General features: G+C 70.3%; 21 protein-coding genes. 9 read left to right on the plus strand and 12 right to left on the minus strand.

The genetic code is table 11. The features are described 5' to 3' along the window. Positions 1-84 precede the first annotated feature (84 nt). The 3 genes from ubiG to ASG52_RS23075 all read left to right on the plus strand — a co-directional run bounded on the left by ubiG (position 85) and on the right by ASG52_RS23075 (position 2,502). Complete coding sequence (ubiG, locus tag ASG52_RS23065; RefSeq protein WP_056248372.1) at positions 85-822, plus strand: bifunctional 2-polyprenyl-6-hydroxyphenol methylase/3-demethylubiquinol 3-O-methyltransferase UbiG; 738 nt, start codon at positions 85-87, stop codon at positions 820-822. Positions 823-878: 56 nt separating this feature from the next. Next, entirely contained in the window at positions 879-1,451 is a 573-nt protein-coding gene (locus ASG52_RS23070; RefSeq protein ID WP_056248376.1) for a YbhB/YbcL family Raf kinase inhibitor-like protein, read from the plus strand. A 76-nt stretch (positions 1,452-1,527) separates the two neighbouring features. Next, the gene (locus ASG52_RS23075) at positions 1,528-2,502 is read left to right on the plus strand and encodes an NADPH:quinone oxidoreductase family protein (protein ID WP_056248379.1); all 975 of its coding nucleotides are present in this window, start codon (positions 1,528-1,530) and stop codon (positions 2,500-2,502) included. Between the two features lie 66 nt (positions 2,503-2,568). On the opposite strand, the gene ruvC is transcribed toward ASG52_RS23075, so the two are convergent. Together ruvC and ASG52_RS23085 are read right to left on the minus strand one after the other, a co-directional pair. Continuing rightward, complete coding sequence (gene ruvC, locus ASG52_RS23080; RefSeq protein WP_056248381.1) at positions 2,569-3,135, minus strand: crossover junction endodeoxyribonuclease RuvC; 567 nt, start codon at positions 3,133-3,135, stop codon at positions 2,569-2,571. Positions 3,136-3,222: 87 nt separating this feature from the next. Beyond that, positions 3,223-3,840 (minus strand): YceI family protein, encoded by a 618-nt coding sequence (locus tag ASG52_RS23085; RefSeq protein WP_056248385.1) that lies wholly within the window; start codon positions 3,838-3,840, stop codon positions 3,223-3,225. Positions 3,841-3,943: 103 nt separating this feature from the next. Between ASG52_RS23085 and ruvA the strand changes: the two genes are divergently transcribed. Next, positions 3,944-4,561 carry a Holliday junction branch migration protein RuvA gene (gene ruvA / locus ASG52_RS23090; protein WP_056248387.1) on the plus strand — a complete coding sequence of 206 codons (618 nt, stop codon included), beginning with the start codon at positions 3,944-3,946 and terminating at the stop codon, positions 4,559-4,561. Positions 4,562-4,595: 34 nt separating this feature from the next. Here the strand turns inward: ruvA and ASG52_RS23095 are convergent, their stop codons facing one another. After that, positions 4,596-4,892 (minus strand): DUF3572 domain-containing protein, encoded by a 297-nt coding sequence (locus tag ASG52_RS23095; protein ID WP_056248391.1) that lies wholly within the window; start codon positions 4,890-4,892, stop codon positions 4,596-4,598. Between the two features lie 77 nt (positions 4,893-4,969). Between ASG52_RS23095 and ASG52_RS23100 the strand changes: the two genes are divergently transcribed. Both ASG52_RS23100 and ASG52_RS23105 read left to right on the plus strand, forming a co-directional pair. Then, a complete protein-coding gene (locus ASG52_RS23100; RefSeq protein WP_056248867.1) occupies positions 4,970-5,350 on the plus strand; it encodes a response regulator in 381 nt (126 codons plus the stop codon). A gap of 64 nt (positions 5,351-5,414) precedes the next feature. Next, positions 5,415-6,788 (plus strand): PleD family two-component system response regulator, encoded by a 1,374-nt coding sequence (locus ASG52_RS23105; protein WP_056248394.1) that lies wholly within the window; start codon positions 5,415-5,417, stop codon positions 6,786-6,788. Positions 6,789-7,013: 225 nt separating this feature from the next. Here ASG52_RS23105 and ASG52_RS27990 read toward each other — a convergent pair whose 3' ends face one another. From ASG52_RS27990 to ASG52_RS23125, 6 genes are all read right to left on the minus strand, one after another. Beyond that, a complete protein-coding gene (locus ASG52_RS27990; RefSeq protein ID WP_200945651.1) occupies positions 7,014-7,169 on the minus strand; it encodes a hypothetical protein in 156 nt (51 codons plus the stop codon). A gap of 23 nt (positions 7,170-7,192) precedes the next feature. Beyond that, positions 7,193-7,519 (minus strand): hypothetical protein, encoded by a 327-nt coding sequence (locus ASG52_RS23110; RefSeq protein WP_056248397.1) that lies wholly within the window; start codon positions 7,517-7,519, stop codon positions 7,193-7,195. Further along, entirely contained in the window at positions 7,512-7,856 is a 345-nt protein-coding gene (locus ASG52_RS23115; RefSeq protein ID WP_056248401.1) for a hypothetical protein, read from the minus strand. The genes ASG52_RS23110 and ASG52_RS23115 overlap by 8 nt, the downstream gene beginning before the upstream one ends. Positions 7,857-7,972: 116 nt before the next feature. Further along, on the minus strand, positions 7,973-8,938 hold the full coding sequence (gene cysK / locus ASG52_RS23120) for a cysteine synthase A (RefSeq protein ID WP_056248404.1): 966 nt from the start codon (positions 8,936-8,938) through the stop codon (positions 7,973-7,975). 258 nt (positions 8,939-9,196) lie between these two features. Beyond that, positions 9,197-9,373: a hypothetical protein gene (locus ASG52_RS27995; RefSeq protein ID WP_200945652.1), complete on the minus strand. Its 177-nt coding sequence runs from the start codon at positions 9,371-9,373 to the stop codon at positions 9,197-9,199. Between the two features lie 123 nt (positions 9,374-9,496). Beyond that, positions 9,497-10,003 (minus strand): META domain-containing protein, encoded by a 507-nt coding sequence (locus ASG52_RS23125; RefSeq protein ID WP_056248408.1) that lies wholly within the window; start codon positions 10,001-10,003, stop codon positions 9,497-9,499. A 300-nt stretch (positions 10,004-10,303) separates the two neighbouring features. Here ASG52_RS23125 and ASG52_RS23130 point away from each other — a divergent pair, with 300 nt between their 5' ends. After that, positions 10,304-10,633 carry a helix-turn-helix domain-containing protein gene (locus ASG52_RS23130; protein ID WP_056248411.1) on the plus strand — a complete coding sequence of 110 codons (330 nt, stop codon included), beginning with the start codon at positions 10,304-10,306 and terminating at the stop codon, positions 10,631-10,633. A 6-nt stretch (positions 10,634-10,639) separates the two neighbouring features. Here the strand turns inward: ASG52_RS23130 and ASG52_RS23135 are convergent, their stop codons facing one another. Further along, positions 10,640-11,866, minus strand: coding sequence for an NAD(P)/FAD-dependent oxidoreductase (locus tag ASG52_RS23135; protein WP_056248413.1), 1,227 nt, complete (start codon positions 11,864-11,866; stop codon positions 10,640-10,642). After that, positions 11,863-12,867 (minus strand): LysR family transcriptional regulator, encoded by a 1,005-nt coding sequence (locus ASG52_RS23140; protein WP_056248416.1) that lies wholly within the window; start codon positions 12,865-12,867, stop codon positions 11,863-11,865. Before ASG52_RS23140 ends, ASG52_RS23135 begins: the two co-directional genes overlap by 4 nt. Before the next feature lie 155 nt (positions 12,868-13,022). Between ASG52_RS23140 and ASG52_RS23145 the strand changes: the two genes are divergently transcribed. Then, positions 13,023-14,072, plus strand: a complete 1,050-nt coding sequence (locus ASG52_RS23145; protein WP_056248418.1) for a class 1 fructose-bisphosphatase — start codon at positions 13,023-13,025, stop codon at positions 14,070-14,072. Between the two features lie 40 nt (positions 14,073-14,112). Further along, on the plus strand, positions 14,113-14,973 hold the full coding sequence (locus tag ASG52_RS23150; protein WP_056248420.1) for a phosphoribulokinase: 861 nt from the start codon (positions 14,113-14,115) through the stop codon (positions 14,971-14,973). A 170-nt stretch (positions 14,974-15,143) separates the two neighbouring features. Here the strand turns inward: ASG52_RS23150 and ASG52_RS23155 are convergent, their stop codons facing one another. Then, positions 15,144-16,955, minus strand: coding sequence for a DEAD/DEAH box helicase family protein (locus tag ASG52_RS23155; protein ID WP_056248424.1), 1,812 nt, complete (start codon positions 16,953-16,955; stop codon positions 15,144-15,146). Between the last annotated feature and the right edge of the window lie 3 nt (positions 16,956-16,958).

Below are 16,958 nucleotides of genomic sequence, written 5' to 3' on the forward strand. Positions count from 1 at the left end.
GGGGATGCGCCCGGCGGGTACAAGGGGCCTCCGGCCGTGTCAATCGGACGGCCGACAGGTTGAAACGATACGAAAGTGAGCCGGATGACGAGCGCCTCGGTCGATCGGGACGAAGTGGCGCGCTTCGATGCGCTGGCCGCGCGCTGGTGGGACGCGCGCGGGCCGATGGCGGTGTTGCACAAGTTCAACCCCGTGCGGGTCGGCTACATCCGCGACGAGGTGTGCCGCACGTTCGGGCGCGATCCGGCCGCGCCGTTCCCGCTGGAGGGCCTGAGCGTGGTCGATATCGGCTGCGGCGGCGGCGTGCTGTCCGAGCCCCTGGCCCGGCTCGGCGCGACGGTGACCGGGCTCGATCCGGCGCGCGCCAACATCGCCGCCGCCCGTGCCCACGCGGAAGGCGAAGGGCTCACCATCGATTACCGCGACGAGACCATCGAGGCGGTGGTGGCAGGCGGCGCCCGGTTCGACGTGGTGCTCGCCATGGAGGTGGTCGAGCACGTCTCCGACCGCGCCGGTTTTTTGCGCGCGACGTGTGAGGCCGTCAGGCCCGGCGGGCTCCTGTTCGCCGCGACCATCAACCGGACGATGCGCTCCTTCGCGCTCGCCATCGTCGGCGCCGAATACGTGCTGCGCTGGCTGCCGCGGGGCACGCACGACTGGGAAAAGTTCGTGACGCCGGCCGAGCTGACCGCCGACATCGAAGCCGGCGGACTCAGCGTCACCGACACGACCGGGGTGGTCTACAACCCGCTCGGAGATTCCTGGAGGGCGAGCCGGGATACGGGGGTGAACTACATGCTGGCCGCGCACCGCCCGGCCTGAACGAAGCGGGCCGGCCGCCGTTGTTCCGGTTCAGGATCAGGACGGGATAGGCCACCATGCTGGAAAAGCTGCCGCACGCCGTTGGCGAAGCCCTGTCGGGGGTGAGGGCCGGCATCGAGAAGGCCGCGTTCCACACGGTCGCGGCGCAGGCGCCCGCCACGTTGCGGGTGACGAGTCCGGCCTTCACTGAGGGCGCGCCGATCCCGGCCCGCCACACCGCCGACGGCGAGGGCGTCTCGCCCCCGCTCGCCATCGCGGGCGTGCCGCCGGAGGCCGCCGCCCTGGTGCTGTTCGTGGAAGACCCCGACGCACCGGCCCTGCACCCCTTCGTCCACCTGATCGCCTGGAACCTCCCGCCGCGGGACCGGGACTTCGCCGAGGGCGCGTTCGCGAGCCCGGCCGGGGAGGGGGGGCGGCACGATCTCGGCCGCAACTCCTTCCTCAAGGACGGCTGGCTTCCCCCGGACCCGCCGACCGGCCACGGCCCGCACCGCTACCTGTTCCAGGCCTTCGCGCTCGCCCGCGCGCCGGACCTCTCGGCCTCGCCGGGGCGCGCCGCGCTGCTGGAGGCGCTCGACGGCACCGTGATCGCCAAGGGGTGGCTGACGGGGACGTACGAGCGGGCGTGAGCGCTTGCGCGACGGGCGCGGCGACGGGCATTGAAGGGAAATGCATCGGCGCGCGTGAGGCGGAGACCCGGACGGTATGAAAGCCCTGATGTGCACCCGGCTCGGTGGGCCGGAGGATCTTGCGGTCGAGGATGTGGCCGATCCCGATCCCGGGCCCGGCGAGGCGCTGGTGCGGGTGCGGGTCGCCGCGCTCAACTTCTTCGACACGCTGATCATCGCCGGCAAGTATCAGGTGAAGCCCGAACTGCCGTTTTCGCCCGGCGGTGAGGCCTGCGGGATCGTCGAGGCTCTGGGCGAAGGCGCCGAGGGGTTCGCGGTCGGCGACCGGGTCATGGTCCATCTCAGCCACGGCACCGCGCGCGAGCGCATCGCTGTCCCGGTGGCGCGGCTCGCCCGCGTGCCGGACGGCGTCTCGGACGAGGTCGCGGCGGGGCTCTCCATCACCTACGGGACGACGCTGCATGCGCTGGTCGATCGCGCCCGCATCCGGCCCGGCGAGACGCTGGTGGTGCTCGGGGCCTCGGGCGGGGTCGGACTTGCGGCCGTCGAACTCGGCAAGCTGCTCGGCGCCCGCGTGATCGCCGGCGCCTCTTCGCCGGAGAAGCTGGAGGTCGCCCGCGCGCATGGGGCCGACGACCTCATCGACTACAAGGCGGACAACCTGCGCGAGGCGCTACGCCGCCTCGCGCCTGAAGGCGTCGATGTCGTCTACGACGCGGTCGGCGGGGACCTCGCCGAGCCGGCGATGCGGGCGCTGGCCTGGAAGGGCCGCTTCCTCGTGATCGGCTTCGCGGCGGGCGAGATTCCGAAGTTTCGCCTTAACGTCATCATGCTCAAGGGCATCGACGTGCAGGGCGTCCACTGGGGCGCCTTCGTGGAGCGCGAGCCGGCTCTGCACCAGAAGAACCAGACGCAACTCCTCGCCTGGGCCGCGGAGGGCAAGCTGACGGTGAAGGTCCACGGGGTCTATCCGCTCGACGCCTACGCGGAGGCGCTGGGCATCCTCAAGCGCCGTGAGGCCAGCGGCAAAGTGATCCTGAAAGTCAGCTGATTCCGGTCCAGGGTGTCCAGAGGGCAAGCCCTCTGGCGGGTCGTCAGGGCGGAGCCCTGACACCATTCACCCCTGCCGGGCGAGCGCGGCGGCGATCCGCGCCGCGCCCGGTCCGCTGCCCGCGGGCACGGCGTTGCGGCGGTCGATCGCAGCGCGGCCGCGATGGCTCGCGTGGGTGATCGCGATGGCGAGGGCGTCCGCGGCGTCGGCGACCTTGAACTCGGCCTTGGGGAGCAGGAACCGCACCATCGCCTGGATCTGGACCTTCTCGGCATGGCCCGATCCGGTCACGGTCTTCTTGACGAGGTTGGCGGCGTATTCCGCCACCGGCAGCCCGGCCAGCGCCGGCACCAGCAGGGCGATGGCGCGGGCATGGCCGAGCTTGAGCGTCGCCTGCCCGTCCTTGTTGACGAAGGTCTCTTCCACCGCGACCTCGTCGGGCGCGTGGCCGGCGACGACGCGGGTCAGCCCCTCGTGCAACTCGCGCAGGCGCAGCGCCAGAGGCAGATCGCCGTCCGAGGTCACGACCCCGCAGGCGAGATAGGACAGCTTGCTCCCCCGCGCGACGATGAGGCCCCAGCCGGTGCGGCGGAGGCCCGGATCGATGCCGAGGATGCGCACGTCGTCGGTCATCGGAGGTCTCCGGCCCTACGCCGCCGCGGCGCGCGACCTTTGTGCGCACATATCGTGAACGAAGAGTTCCGGCAAACAGCTCCGCCGTCATTCCACCGCCTTGAACTCGCCCTCCAGCCGCAGGGCCACCTCGTCCCCCAGCACCGGCAGGAAGGCGTTCACGCCGAACTCCGAGCGCTTGATCACGGCCCATCCGTCGAAGCCCACGGTATAGAGCTTGTCGACCGGATGCGGGCCGGCTTGGTTGAAGGTGGCGTCGAACGAGACGGGTTTCGCCACGCCGCGCAGCGTCAGGGTGCCGTTGACGCGGGCCGTGGTCGGGCTCGTGGGCTCGACCGAACTGCTGACGAAGGTCGCCTCGGGATGGGCCTCGACGCTCAGGAAGTCCGGCGCCTTGAGGTGGGCGTCGAGCTTGTCGTTCAGCGCGTTGACGCTGGCGGTGCCGATCCTCACCGAGAGGCGGCTCTCGGCGGGCGCCTTCGGGTCGAGGGCCAGTTCGCCCGACACGTCGGTGAACTGGCCGTAATAGGTCGAGTAGCCGAGATGGCTCAGCGACCACGTGATCTTGCCGTGCGCCGTGTCCAGCCGGTAGCGCCCGGCCTTCACCTGTCCGGGGTCCTTGGTGAGCGCGGGCGGACCTTCTTGCGCCATCGCGGGGGCGGCTGCGCTCGCGAGGAGGAGGGCGGCGAGGAGCGTACGCTTCATGCGGTCACCTTGTCGGTTGGGCCGCCCTGACGGATATGGCGTTCGGGCGGGCGCGGCAACGAGGGGCCGGGCGCCGATCCTGACAAACGATCGGTGATTCCGGATGATCGGCAAGCTCAAGGGACTGGTGGATTCCTACGGCGAGGATTTCGTCATCCTCGACGTGAACGGCGTCGGCTACGTGGTGCATTGCTCCGCCCGCACGCTCCAGCGCCTGCCCCCGCCCGGCGAGGCGACCGATCTCGCCATCGAGACGCATGTGCGCGAGGACATGATCCGCCTCTACGGCTTCCGCTCGGACGCGGAGCGGGAGTGGTTCCGCCTGCTCCAGACCGTGCAGGGCGTCGGCACCCGCGTCGCGCTCGGGGTGCTCTCGGTGCTGGAGCCGGGCGCGCTCGCCTCGGCCATCGCCACCGGCGACAAGGGCGGGATCGCCCGCGCGCCGGGCGTCGGCCCGCGGCTCGCCGCCCGGCTCGTGGCCGAGCTGAAGGACAAGGCGCCGGCCTTCGCCCCGATCGATCCGGCGCTCATCGCGCTGACCGGCTCGGTCGAGGACCGCACCGCGCCCCAGCCGGTGGCGGATGCGATCTCGGCGCTGGTCAACCTCGGTTATCCCCAGGTTCAGGCGTCCGCCGCGATCGCCGCCGCGCTGAAGGCGGGCGGGGAGGGGGCGGAGGCCAAGATCCTGATCCGGCTCGGCCTGAAGGAACTCGCCCGTTAGCGGTTTCCGGAGATCGTCGCGAAAATAAAGCCGTTCAAAAGCCGTCGTCGAACGGCGGCGGTTGCAGCCTCTGCCACGCGGCGGCGATTTTTTCCGGCTTCACCTCCAGCGCCTGCGCGCAGGCGATGAGCCGCAATTCCTCGCCCATCACGTGGTCGAGCACGGCCGTGAGGAAGCCCGGATCGCGGGCGCTCTCGCGTAAGCGGCCGGGGTCGAGCCCGCTCTCGACGACGAAGCGGGTGAGCCGCTCGTCGTCGCCCGCGATCCAGCCCAGCACTTCGACCGCGAGACGCTCGTCACCGGCTGCCGTATGATCAAGTTTGCGTTTCATCAACGAGTGGCAGTTTAAAGAGAGTTCGAGGGCTGTGCCAGGTGATGGAGCGCGGTCGGACCGCCTCGGAGCAGGTCATGAAGAAAACCGTTCTCATCGTTGAGGACAACGAGCTCAACATGAAGCTCTTCAACGACCTGCTGGAGGCGCACGGCTACGCGACGCTGAAGACCGCCAACGGCATCGAGGCGATCGAACTGGCCCGCGCCCACCATCCCGACCTGATCCTCATGGACATCCAGCTGCCCGAGGTGTCGGGGCTGGAGGTGACCAAGTGGCTCAAGGACGACGACGATCTGCGCGACATCCCCGTCATCGCCATCACGGCCTTCGCGATGAAGGGCGACGAGGAGCGCATACGCGAAGGCGGCTGCGAGGCCTACCTCTCGAAGCCGATCTCGGTCGCGAAGTTTTTGGCAACGGTCCGTCGCTACATTGGCGAAGACGGCGCCGCCTGATTCTCCCGAGAGCCCCTCTCTCGAGGATACCCCGGCGGCCGGTCAGCCGCATAGCGGAGGAACGATGTCGGCCCGCGTCCTGATCGTAGACGACCTCTATCCGAACGTGCGGCTGCTCGAGACGAAGCTGTCGCTCGAGTATTTCGACGTCGTCGTCGCCATGAACGGGCCCGACGCCCTGACGATCTGCGAGCTCGGCGCCTGCGACGTGGTGCTGCTCGACGTGATGATGCCGGGCATGGACGGCTTCGAGGTCTGCCGCCGCCTGAAATCGAACCCCAACACCGCCCACCTGCCGGTGGTGATCGTCACCGCCCTCGATCAGCCCGCCGACCGCCTGCGGGGGTTGGACGCCGGGGCCGACGACTTCTTGACCAAGCCCATCGACGACACCGCCCTGATGACGCGGGTGCGCAGCCTCGTGCGGCTCAAGGCCGTGACCGACGAGCTGCGCTCGCGCGCGCTCGCCACCCGCGCCATCGGCGGCGTCGATCCCCTGGCGCTCGCCGCCGCGGACACCGGCGAGAACGCGAAGGTGCTTTTGGTCGAGGATCGCGCCAGCGCCATCGACCGGATCGGCACAGCGCTCGCGCAGCACCATCAGGTGACCGTCGAGACCGATCCGCACCGCGCGCTGGTGCTCGCCCCCGAGGGCGGGTTCGAGGTCGCGCTGGTCAGCCTCGATCTCGAAGGCTTCGACGGCCTGCGCCTCTGCAGCCAGCTCCGCTCGCTCGAGCGCACCCGCAACCTCTCGCTCATTATGCTCGGCGAGATGGGCGAGAAGACCCGCATCACCCGCGGGCTCGAATTCGGTGTGAACGATTACCTGCTGCGCCCGATCGACCGGAACGAACTGGTGGCGCGGGTGCGGACGCAGGTGCGCCGCCGCCGCTTCACCGAGACCCTGCGCGGCGCGCTCCAGGCCTCGATGGAACTCGCCATCACCGACGACCTCACCGGCCTGCACAACCGGCGCTACCTCGACCGCCAGATCGGTCCGGTCTTCGGCGACGCGATGCTGCACCAGAAGGGGCTGGCCTGCCTGCTCCTCGACATCGACCGCTTCAAGACGATCAACGACACCTGGGGCCACGAGGCCGGCGACGAGGTGCTGCGGGCCTTCGCCGAGCGCATCCGCGCGCAGGTGCGGCCGATGGATATCCTGGCCCGCTACGGCGGCGAGGAGATCGTGATGGTGGTGCCCGGCGTCGATCTGCCGGAGGCGCAAGCCATCGCCGAGCGCATCCGCGAGCGCGTCGAGGCCGCGCCCTTCGCCGTGCAGCGCGGCACCCGCGAGATTCCGGTCACGGTCTCGATCGGCGTCGCCGTGCGCCGCGGGTCCGACACCAACCCCGCCGACATTCTGGGACGGGCCGATGCCGCGCTGTATCGGGCAAAGTCCGCCGGGCGGAACCGGGTCGAGGCGGCTGCGGCGTGAGAGGAAGCCTGCCCCTGCGCAAGCCGGAGCGTGAAGGCTGATGCGCCATCCCTCTCCCCTCCGCGGGAGAGGGTGGGCTTCGCATAAGCGAAGGTTGGGTGAGGGGAGCGACGTTTCAGGAGAGTTCGGGGCGAGGGCGGCCAGGCGGAACCGTGGTTCCCCTCTCCCGTCCGCTCCGCGTAACCCTCCCCCGCAGAGGGGGAGGGTTACGCGCGCTGGTGGCGTTCAGCCCGCGCCCGGATCGGTCTCGTCACCCTGGCCCGGCACGCCGGGCTTTCCGTCGGTCTTCTCGTTCGGGTCCTTGACGGCGTCGGGCGCCGAGTTGGTCGGCTTGCCGCCGTCCTTGTCCGTCTCGGACGAATCCTTGTCGCGTTCGTTCATCGGCTCACACCCCCCTTTCGATCTCAGGATCGTTTGGCCCGGTCGGGCTCACCCGCCACCGGTTCGCCCGCGCGCGGACCGGCGGACGCCTTGCGGTCGGAATGGCCGCCGGAGGAGCCGCCGATGGCGGGCGGCGTGCGCCCTTCCTCGGAGCCGTCCGTGCCCTTTGCCCACTCGCCCGTCCGCTCGTCGTCGCTGCGTCCGCCCGGGCCCTGCCCGGTGATCGCCGCCTGCTCGGGCGTCTGATGGCCGCCGCCCGCCGGGCTCGGGCCGCGGGAGCCGACCGAATCCTCGGGCTTGCGGGTGCCGACGTTGGTCAGGTCCTCATCGGGACGGTTCTCGTTACCCATGACGCGGCGGCTCCTCGCTGCCGACGGCGGCGGTGGCGCGCTCGATCGCCTCTTCGGCCTTGGCGTCCGGCTTGGGGCCGTTCGTCGGATCGGAGATGCGGCGCAGGTTCTCCGGCGGGGTCTCGGCCTCGGTCTGGTCGGTCGCGTCCGAACGCGGCGTGCCGGAGGCGATGCGCGCGGCTTCCGCCGTTCCGTCGGGGTTGCCCTTCAGCTCGGCCTGCGTCCGCGACGGGATGCCGACATCCAGCGGCGAGGCGGTGCCGAAATCCTGGCCGTTGCGGTCCGCGTAGGCGTCGAACTCCTTCAGCGACGGCCGGGTGCGGTCGGTGTCGGTCATGAATGCTCTCCTCGGATTTGCCGGGACAACCGTCCGGGAACCCGAGGAGTTGCCACAACTCGAAGAGTTGCCGCGCGGGCCCTGCGACAGGCCCGCGCCGTTGCGCTGAAAAAAGACTAACCGATGCCCTCGAACAGCACCGACGAGATGTACCGCTCGGCGAAGGAGCAAGCGATGGTGACGATCCGCTTGCCCTGGAACTCCGGCCGCGCCGCCAGTTCCAGCGCCGCCGCGACGTTGCCGCCGGTGGAGATGCCGCCGGGGATGCCCTCGAGCTTGGCGAGATCGCGGGCGGTGTCGATCGCCTGCTGGTTGGTCACCTGAAGCACGCCGTCGAGCACGTCGGTGTGAAGGTTCTCGGGGATGAAGCCCGCGCCGATGCCCTGGATCTTGTGCGGGCCCGGCTGGCCGCCGGAGATGACGGGCGAATCCACCGGCTCGACCGCGAACACCTTGAGGCCGGGCAGACGGGGCTTGAGCACCTCGCCGACGCCCGTCACCGTGCCGCCGGTGCCGACGCCCGCCACGAACGCGTCGAGCCGGCCGTCGGTGTCGTTCCAGATCTCTTCGGCGGTCGTCTTGCGGTGGATCTCGGGGTTGGCCGGGTTGGCGAATTGCTGCGGCATCACCGCCCCGTCGATCTCGGCGAGCAGTTCTTCCGCGCGGGCGATGGCGCCCTTCATGCCCTTGGCGCCGGGCGTCAGCTCCAGCTGCGCGCCGAGGAAGGCGAGCATCTTGCGCCGCTCCAGCGACATCGTCTCGGGCATGACGAGGATCAGGCGGTAGCCGCGTGCGGCGGCGACGAAGGCCAGCGCGATGCCGGTGTTGCCCGAGGTCGGCTCGACCAGGGTGCCGCCGGGCTTCAGGCGGCCCGAGGCCTCCAGCGCGTCGATCATGTTGACGCCGATGCGGTCCTTCACCGACGCGATCGGGTTGAAGAATTCGAGCTTGAGCAGGATCTCGGCATCGACGCCGCGCTCCTTGGTGAGCCGGTTGAGGCGCACCAGGGGGGTGTTGCCGATGGTCTCGGTGATCGAGCCGTATACGCGGCCGTGTCCGGCTTTACGCGCGGTGTCTGTCATGGCGGTCCACTCCCTGGTCGGCGAAATCGAGGGACTGCGGCGCGTCGTCGAAAGCGCCGATCCGCCCCCGCTGTCCGGCGCAGGGCTGTAGCCGATTTCCCAAGGAACGTCGAGGTTTACGGGGTTTCTACGGGGGAGCTCCGCATTCGCCGGGCGGCGGGGAATTCTCTTCTCCCGCCGGCTTCTGCGACGACAATACTCTTATCCGAAGAGCCGCTTCCGCATCGGTAATGATCTCTCGGATTCCCAGCGCGCGTGTCAGGCCGGCCCGAGAGCGGCGGCGAGCACCAGCAGGGCGACGGCCGCGCTGGTCGCCCAGGCGGCGAGGAGGGCGGCGCCCTCGTGGTGGGCGCGCATGAAGGTGTAGCGCGGCAGCGCGACCGCGTGCGGCACCACCTTCGGCACCACGCGCTGGTGAACCCGGCCGATCCGCATCCCGTCCTCCGCTGGAAGACCGGTCGCGCGGGGGCGCCACCGGTAGCGGGTTCAGGAAACGGCCAGGACGCCTGACGAGGAATGAATCCGCGGGAGCGACCGCGGATCGTCGTCAATGCCCGGTTAAAGGGCGCGGTCGAACTTCAACTCGCCGCTCTGGGTACGGATCACGAGCTGCGAGCCGACGAGGTCCCAGGCGCCCGAGGTGCGCAGCGCGACCAGGAAGGACTGCTCGGTGGCGGCGAGCGCCTTGTCGCAGCTCTTCTTGGTGAGCGCGAGCGGGCCGACCGCGAGGTTCTGCTCGCGTAGGGGGAAGGCGGTCGCCGTGAAGGTGTTGCATCCGCCGTAGCCGCGGGCGCGGTACTGGCTGTCGATGATGAAGGTCGGGCGGTCGTTGCCGCTGAACGGCTTGCCGTTGAGGCTCACCGCGGTCCAAGTGGCGCCGAGCGGGAACATCTTCTCCTGCGGCTTGGCCCCGGGGACGTATTGCGGCTTTTTCTCCGGCGCGCGTCCGCCCTGGCCGAAGCCGGTGATCGCGTTGGTGCCCTGCTGCGCCAGGGCCGGCCCGGCGGCCAGCGTGGCGATGGCGACCGCGCCGGCGGCCAGCGCGGCGGTCAGCTTTCCGTTCATGTCCTTACGACCCCCTTCGCTCGCTCGGCTGCTTCGGTGTGTGAAGTCATGTCGCCGATGCCGTTGCCTTCGCATCGGCGCTGAGATCGTCGAAGGCGATTCGCGTGGACCGGCGGCGGAACGGGAAATCGTCAGAGATTCAAGCACAATTATGGTCGCGGCTGCCCTCTGCGCCGCCGTTCACAGGCGTGAGGCGCCGCCGCGCCGCTTTCTTGGTGCCTTCGCCGAAACGATTGCCGCGCCTGCCCCGTTGTCCGGCAGACGGGCCATGCGGCCGGACAGGGTGAGCAGGAGAGCGGTTTGACGGGATCGGACGAAGCGGGCGCGAGCGGCACCAGCGGCGAGAACCTCAACACGATCGGGCCCGGCCAGTCCCGGGCGGCGCGCGGCCTGCTCGGCTGGAGCGTGGCGGACCTCGCCCGCGCCTCCGGCCTCGACGAGGGCTTCCTGACGGGCTTCGAAGCCGGCAGCGGCGATCCGGCGTCGGGCCAGATTGAGGCCCTGCGCAGCGCGCTGATGCGGGAGGGCGTGGTCTTCACGGACGGCGACGGCGTGCGCCTCTCCGAGCGCCAGAGGGGCGGCGACGAGGGTACGCGCTTGGGCGACCTGACCACCGAAAACGATCGGTAGAGACGCTCAGGCGGTGGCGAGCGCCTTCAGATCGAAGGCAGGGTCCGCCGCCTGCTCCGGGGTGAGCGAGCGGCCGGCCGCGATGATCCGGCGGGCCGCCATGTGATCGGCCGGGCGATCGACCGACTCGACCGCGGCGAGGCGCCCCTGGCGGAAGCGGAACACGGAAAAACCCGCGCCGGCGCGACGCAGCACGCTGGAATCCTCCGGGCTGCCGAGCCCCGCGATCTGCAGCTTGCGCGGGCCCTGGTCGCTCCAGAACCACGGCACCGCGTCGTAGGCCGCCGGGCGCCCGGTGAGGCGGGCGGCGAGGCAGCGGCCCTGATCGACGGCGTTCTGCACCGATTCGATCCGCACCCGGTCGCCGCCAGGCAGCCCCGCGGCGAAGCGGGTCGGGAAGCGGGCGCAGTCGCCGATGGCCGAGATCGCGGGATCGGAAGTCGCCAGGAAGGCATCGACCGCGATGCCGTCCTGCACGGTCAGCCCGGCTTCCGCGGCAAGCTCTTGGTTCGGCACCACGCCGATACCGACGAGGACGAGGTCGGCGGGCAGATTTTTTCCATTGGCCAAGGCAACGGACGTGACGTGTCCGTCCGCGCCTTCGATGGCGCTCACGCCGACTCCGAAAAAGATCGTGACGCCGGCCGCCTCATGGAAGTCGCGAAACGCCTGCGAGGTCTCCGCCGAGACCGCCCGCGCCATGACACGCGGCGCCGCTTCGATCACCGTGACGGACAGGCCGCGGGCGGCGCAGACGGCCGCGAATTCGAGTCCGATGAAGCCGGCCCCCACCACGACGATGTTTTTTGCATGCTCCAGCGCGCTTTTGAGCGCGTCGGCCTCGTCGAGCGAGCGCAGACCGTGGACGCCGACGAGATCGGCACCGGGCACCGGCAGCGCCCGGTTGCGGGTGCCGGTGGCGAGGATCAGGTGGTCGTAGGCGAGAGCGTCGCCGTCCTCCAGCCGCACCCGGTTCTCCGCCCGGTCGATGCCGGTCGCGCGGGCGCGGCGATGGGTGATGGCGTGCTCGGTGAAGAACGTCTCCTGCCGCAGGAGCAGGCCGCGGGCATCGGTCTTGCCGGCAAGATAGGCCTTGGACAGAGGCGGGCGCTGGTAGGGCGGCTGCGCCTCCTCGCCGACGAGGGTGAGGGGGCCGGTGAGACCCGCCTCCCGCAGCGAGGCCGCGGCCTGGAAGCCGGCCTGACCCGCGCCGACGATCAGGATGCCGCTCACTCGCCCGCCTCCGCGGCGAGGTCGGCCCCGTTCCGCTCGGAGGCGAGCCGCGGCGCCATCTCGGCGGCCATGCCGGCGAGCGCTTCGTCCGGCAGGCGCGGCAGGAAGCGCCGGCCCTCGCGAGACAGGTAATCCCAGAACGCATCCGCCGCCGGGCCCAGAACCTTGTCGGAGCGGCGCACCACGTACCAGTCGCGGCGGATCGGCAGGCCCTGCACGTCGAGGAGCGCGAGGCGCCCGCTCTCGACCTCCGAGGCCACCGTGTGGCCCGACAGGAGCGCGATGCCGAGGCCCGCCATCACCGCCTGCTTGAGCGTCTCGTTCGAACCGGCATCGATCCCGAGCTTGGCCCGGCGGATCATCACGCCGTTCATGAATTCTTCGAAGACCGAGCGCGTGCCCGAGCCCTCTTCCCGAACGAGGAAGGATTCCTCGGCCAGATCGGCCCGGCTCAGGCCCCGGCGCCCGGCGAGCGGATGATCCGGAGCGGCGATCACGACGAGCGGATGGGGCCCGAAGGTCTCGGCCTCGATGGCGAAGTCGCGCGGCGGGCGGCCCATGATCGCGAAATCGATGTCGTAGTTGCGCAGCGCGTCGATCGTGCCCTGGCGGTTGCCGACGGTCAGCGCGATCTCGACCTTCGGATGGCTCTCCATGAAGCCTGCGATCACGGCCGGGGCGAAATATTTCGCGGTGGAGACCACGCCGAGCGCCACGCGCCCGCCGCCGCCCCCTTTCAAGGTGCGAAGCCTGTCGGTACAGGTCTCCAGCACGGTGTTGATGCTGTTGATCGCCCACAGCATCTCGCGGCCGGCATCCGTCGGCTTGAGGCCGGTGGGCGTACGGTCGAACAGCAGGAGCCCCGCCTCCTCCTCGAGCTGGCGGATGCGGGCGTAGAGCGCCGCGGAGGTGACGTTGAGCTCCTGCGCCGCCCGCGTCATGGTGCCGAGCCGCGCCACCGCGGCGACCGCCTGGAGCTGCTTGAGCGAGAGATTGCGCATGATTCGCTTTTAGTTTTTTTGCGCGGCACCACAAGTTTTTTCAAAAACCTTCCCCGACTGTGTTGCGCCCGCTGGCGCAGGCGCCACGGCACGGGGTATCATCGGGGCGAGAAATCCGCCGGGCCGGCGGTGACGGGAGCGAGCGCGACAAGCCGATGACGAAGCCGACCGGGTCCTCCCTCGACGCGTTTCTCGACGCCGAGGTCGCGCGCGACGCGACGCTCGCCGACACTGCCGCGACGATCCGCGCGCTCAGTGCCGCCGCCATCGACGTGAGCGAGACCTGCGGGCGCGGGGCGCTGGCGGGCGATATGGGCGCGCAGGGCGAGCACAACAGCGACGGCGACGTGCAGAAGGCACTCGACGTGATCGCCCACAAGCGCTTCATGCAGGCGCTCGAACAGGCCCCCGTCGCCGAGGTCGCCTCGGAAGAGGCCGACGACGTCGTGGTCCTGAACCTCGATGCGCCGCTGGCGGTGGCGATCGACCCGCTCGACGGCTCGTCGAACATCGCGGTGGGCATGGTGGTCGGCACCATCTTCGGCATCCGGCCGAAGGTCGTCGCCGAGAACGACCCCAACGCCTCGTTCAAGACGCCGGGCACGACGCAGACGGCCGCAGGCTTCGTCGTCTACGGTCCGGCCACCACCTTTGTGCTGACGCTGGGCAACGGCACCCGCATCTTCACCCTGGAGCGCACTGAGGGCGTATTCCTTCTCACCCACGACGCCCTGAAGGTGGTGCCGTCGGCCAACGAATACGCCATCAACGCCTCGAACGCCCGCCACTGGGACGGCCCGATCAAGGCCTTCATCGAGGATTGCCAGCGCGGCACGGACGGCCCGCGCGACCGCGACTTCAACATGCGCTGGACCGCGGCCTTGGTCGCCGACGCGCAGCGCGTGCTGATCCGCGGCGGGGTTTTTCTGTATCCGGGCGACAGCCGCAAGGGCTACGGCCAGGGCCGCCTGCGCCTGCTCTACGAGACCGCGCCGATGGCCTTCCTGATGGAGCAGGCCGGGGCCGCCGCCACGGACGGGCGCACCCGCGTCCTCGATCTCGTGGCGACCAAGATTCACGAGCGCTCGCCGCTGGTGTTCGGCTCGACCGACGAAGTCGCCGCCGTCACCGCCTACTACGACGGGCGTCAGCCCGCCGCCGGGCGCTCACCGCTGTTCGGCCAGCGCGGCCTGATGCGCAGCTAACGGCCCCCTCGGCGCGTCATCCCATCAGTCGCAAAGCATCATGTCGGCGCGTCACCCCATCATCTCGGTCACCGGCTCCTCGGGCGCCGGCACCACCTCGGTCCGCAACACCTTCGAGCAGATTTTTCGCCGCGAGGACGTGAGCGCGGTCTACATCGAGGGGGACGGCTTCCACGCCTACGACCGCGACACGATGCGGGCGAAGATGGCGCGCGAGCCGACGCTGAGCCACTTCGCGCCCCGCGCCAACCTCCTGCCTGACCTGGAGGAGGTGTTTCGCAGCTACGGCGAGAACGGCACGGGGCGCACCCGCCACTACGCCCACGACGCCGACGAGGCCGCCCGCTACGGCATTTCCGAGGGAAGCTTCTCGGAGTGGGAGCCGTTCCAGCCGGGCTCGGACCTGCTGTTCTACGAGGGCCTGCACGGCTGCGTCGTCGACCACGCGGTCGACATCGCCCGCTATCCCGATCTCAAGATCGGGGTGGTGCCGGTAATCAATCTCGAATGGATCCAGAAGCTCCACCGCGACCGCTCGACCCGCGGCTACTCGACCGACGCCGTCACCGACGTGATCCTGCGGCGGATGCCCGACTACGTGCAGACGATCTGCCCACAATTCTCGTGGACGGACATCAACTTCCAGCGGGTGCCGATGGTCGACACCTCGAACCCGTTCATCGCCCGCTGGATACCCACCGCCGACGAATCGATGGTGGTGATCCGCTTCAAGGACCCGAAGGGGATCGATTTTTCCTATCTGGTCTCGATGATCCACGACAGCTTCATGAGCCGGGCGAATTCCATCGTCATCCCCGGCGGCAAGCTCGATCTGGCGATGCAGCTGATCCTGACGCCGATCATCATGCAATTGGTGGAGCGGAGACGGCGGCTGGCCTGAGACGCTGCTGCCCTCCATTTTTCCCCGTCCCTGCGCCGTCATTCCGGGGCTCGCCGTATGGCGGGAACCCGGAATCCACGACTGGCCGCGATGGTTCGATTGCGACCGGGCACCGCGCATCACGGGTGGATTCCGGGTTCCGCTCCGCGGCCCCGGAATGACGTGGAGGATCAAGCGGTCGCTTCGGCTGCCCCCCAAGCCCCCAACGTCGCAACACTCCCCGGCACCAGCCGCTCGTCCAGGCCGGGCAGGTCTGCGCCCTCCGGCCCCGCGAAAAGTCCCGCCGCGGCCAGCGCCCGCGCCATTGCCGGGTCGGCCCGCATCGCGGACAGCCCGTCCCGGTCGAGGGCCGTCAGGCGGCCCCGCTCGAACCGCGCAAACACCCGGCCGGTGTCGCGCTCGGCGAAGCGCACGGTGTCGAGTCGGCGCAGGATCGCCCGCAGGAAGGCGGCGTCGCGCTCCGGCTCGGCGCTCGCGCCGCGATAGACCTCATGTGGCGCCCGGGCGCCGATGTCGATGCGGCGGTAGCGCTCGATGCTCATCAGGGCGCGGGCGTCGAGGATGGTGATCTCGCCGTTGCCGCCGAAGGCGATGGTCCGCGGCCGCGCGCCTTTTCGCACGTCGTTGTCGAGGAACTCGAAAAACACCGCCCGGTCGCGGCGCAGCGCCCAGGTGAAGAACAGCCGCGGCATGCCGGTGAAGGCCTCGACGTTGTGGGCGAGCAGGTCTTCGACGGCCTTGTAGCGGCCGAACTCCTCGCCGCGCTTCCACGCCCGCTCCACCGTCTCCTCCGGGGGCGTGACCATGAACTGCAGGTAGACGCGCTGGCCGAACCGGGTCAGCAACTGGCCGGTGCCGTCGCCGTTCGGCTCGACCGAGAAGCTGTCGAAGCGGAAACGGTCGATCAGCAGATGCGACAGGCGCCCTGCTGCGGCCTTCGCCGTGATGTGGCGGTCGAGCTTAGCGTCCACGATCTCGACCTCGTGGCCGGCCAGTGGCCCGGCATAGCGGCGCTGGGGCCCGAGGGCGTCGTAATCGAGCAGGAACTTGCGCCAGACATCCGGCGTGACGACGGCGAAGTCGGACCAGCCGGCGCCGATCCGCCCGGCGAGGTCGCGCTGGTAGGGGCGGATCGTGCTCTTGCCCGAGGCGGAAGCGCCCTTGACCGTCATCACCACCGGCTCGGCCTGGGGCGCCAGCTGCCGGTAGCCGTGGGCGCACACCACCGCGTCCATCCACGGCGCGATCAGCGCGCCGATGCGGCGGCTGCCCTCGCGGTTGACCACGAGGATCAGGGCGAGGCGCGCGAGGAGCGCCCGGTCGCGGATGAGCGTGCCCTGGCGGGCGATGACGGCCGAGACGACGATCCGGAGTGCGCCTCGCACGGCGCCCTCCAGGCCGTCCGCCTCGCACGCCGCCTCGCCGGACTGGCCGCAACGCGCGTCGAGCCGGGCGAGCGCCCGCGCCTGCCAGTCGCCCGGATGGGGCGGGACGCTGGGTTTCCCCGGCAGCAGGCCGAGCCAGCGCCGGGGCGCGGGCGGCTCCGCGGGCTCGTCGAGAAGGACGGCGATTTCCTGCGCCAGCAGCGTTTCGGCCTCGCTTCGCACCGTCTCGAAGGCGGCCTCGACCTGGGCCATCCGCGGGGCGACGCCCTCTTTGAGGATCGCGGTCACCATGGCGCGGAAGTTGACGCCGAGGTCGGCATAGACCTCGCCGACCGGCACCGACAGGTCGGCCATCACCCGGATCAGCACTTCGTGCACCGCGAGTCGCTGCGGCCTGAACGGGGCGAGCCGGGTCGCGGGCAGGCCGCTGAGATCGGACAGCTCCAGAATCTCAGGCAGCGGCAGCGCCACGTTCTCGGGCCGAAACACGGTCGCGAGCGGCATCAGGGCGCGCGGCAGACCGGGTTCGAGGCCCGGATTCCAGGCATCAAAAGCCGGCCCGCTCGCCTGCTCGGTCACGGGCGCCGGGGAGGCCATGGA

The sequence above is a fragment of the Methylobacterium sp. Leaf456 genome (genome assembly GCF_001425465.1).
GTDB lineage: Bacteria > Pseudomonadota > Alphaproteobacteria > Rhizobiales > Beijerinckiaceae > Methylobacterium.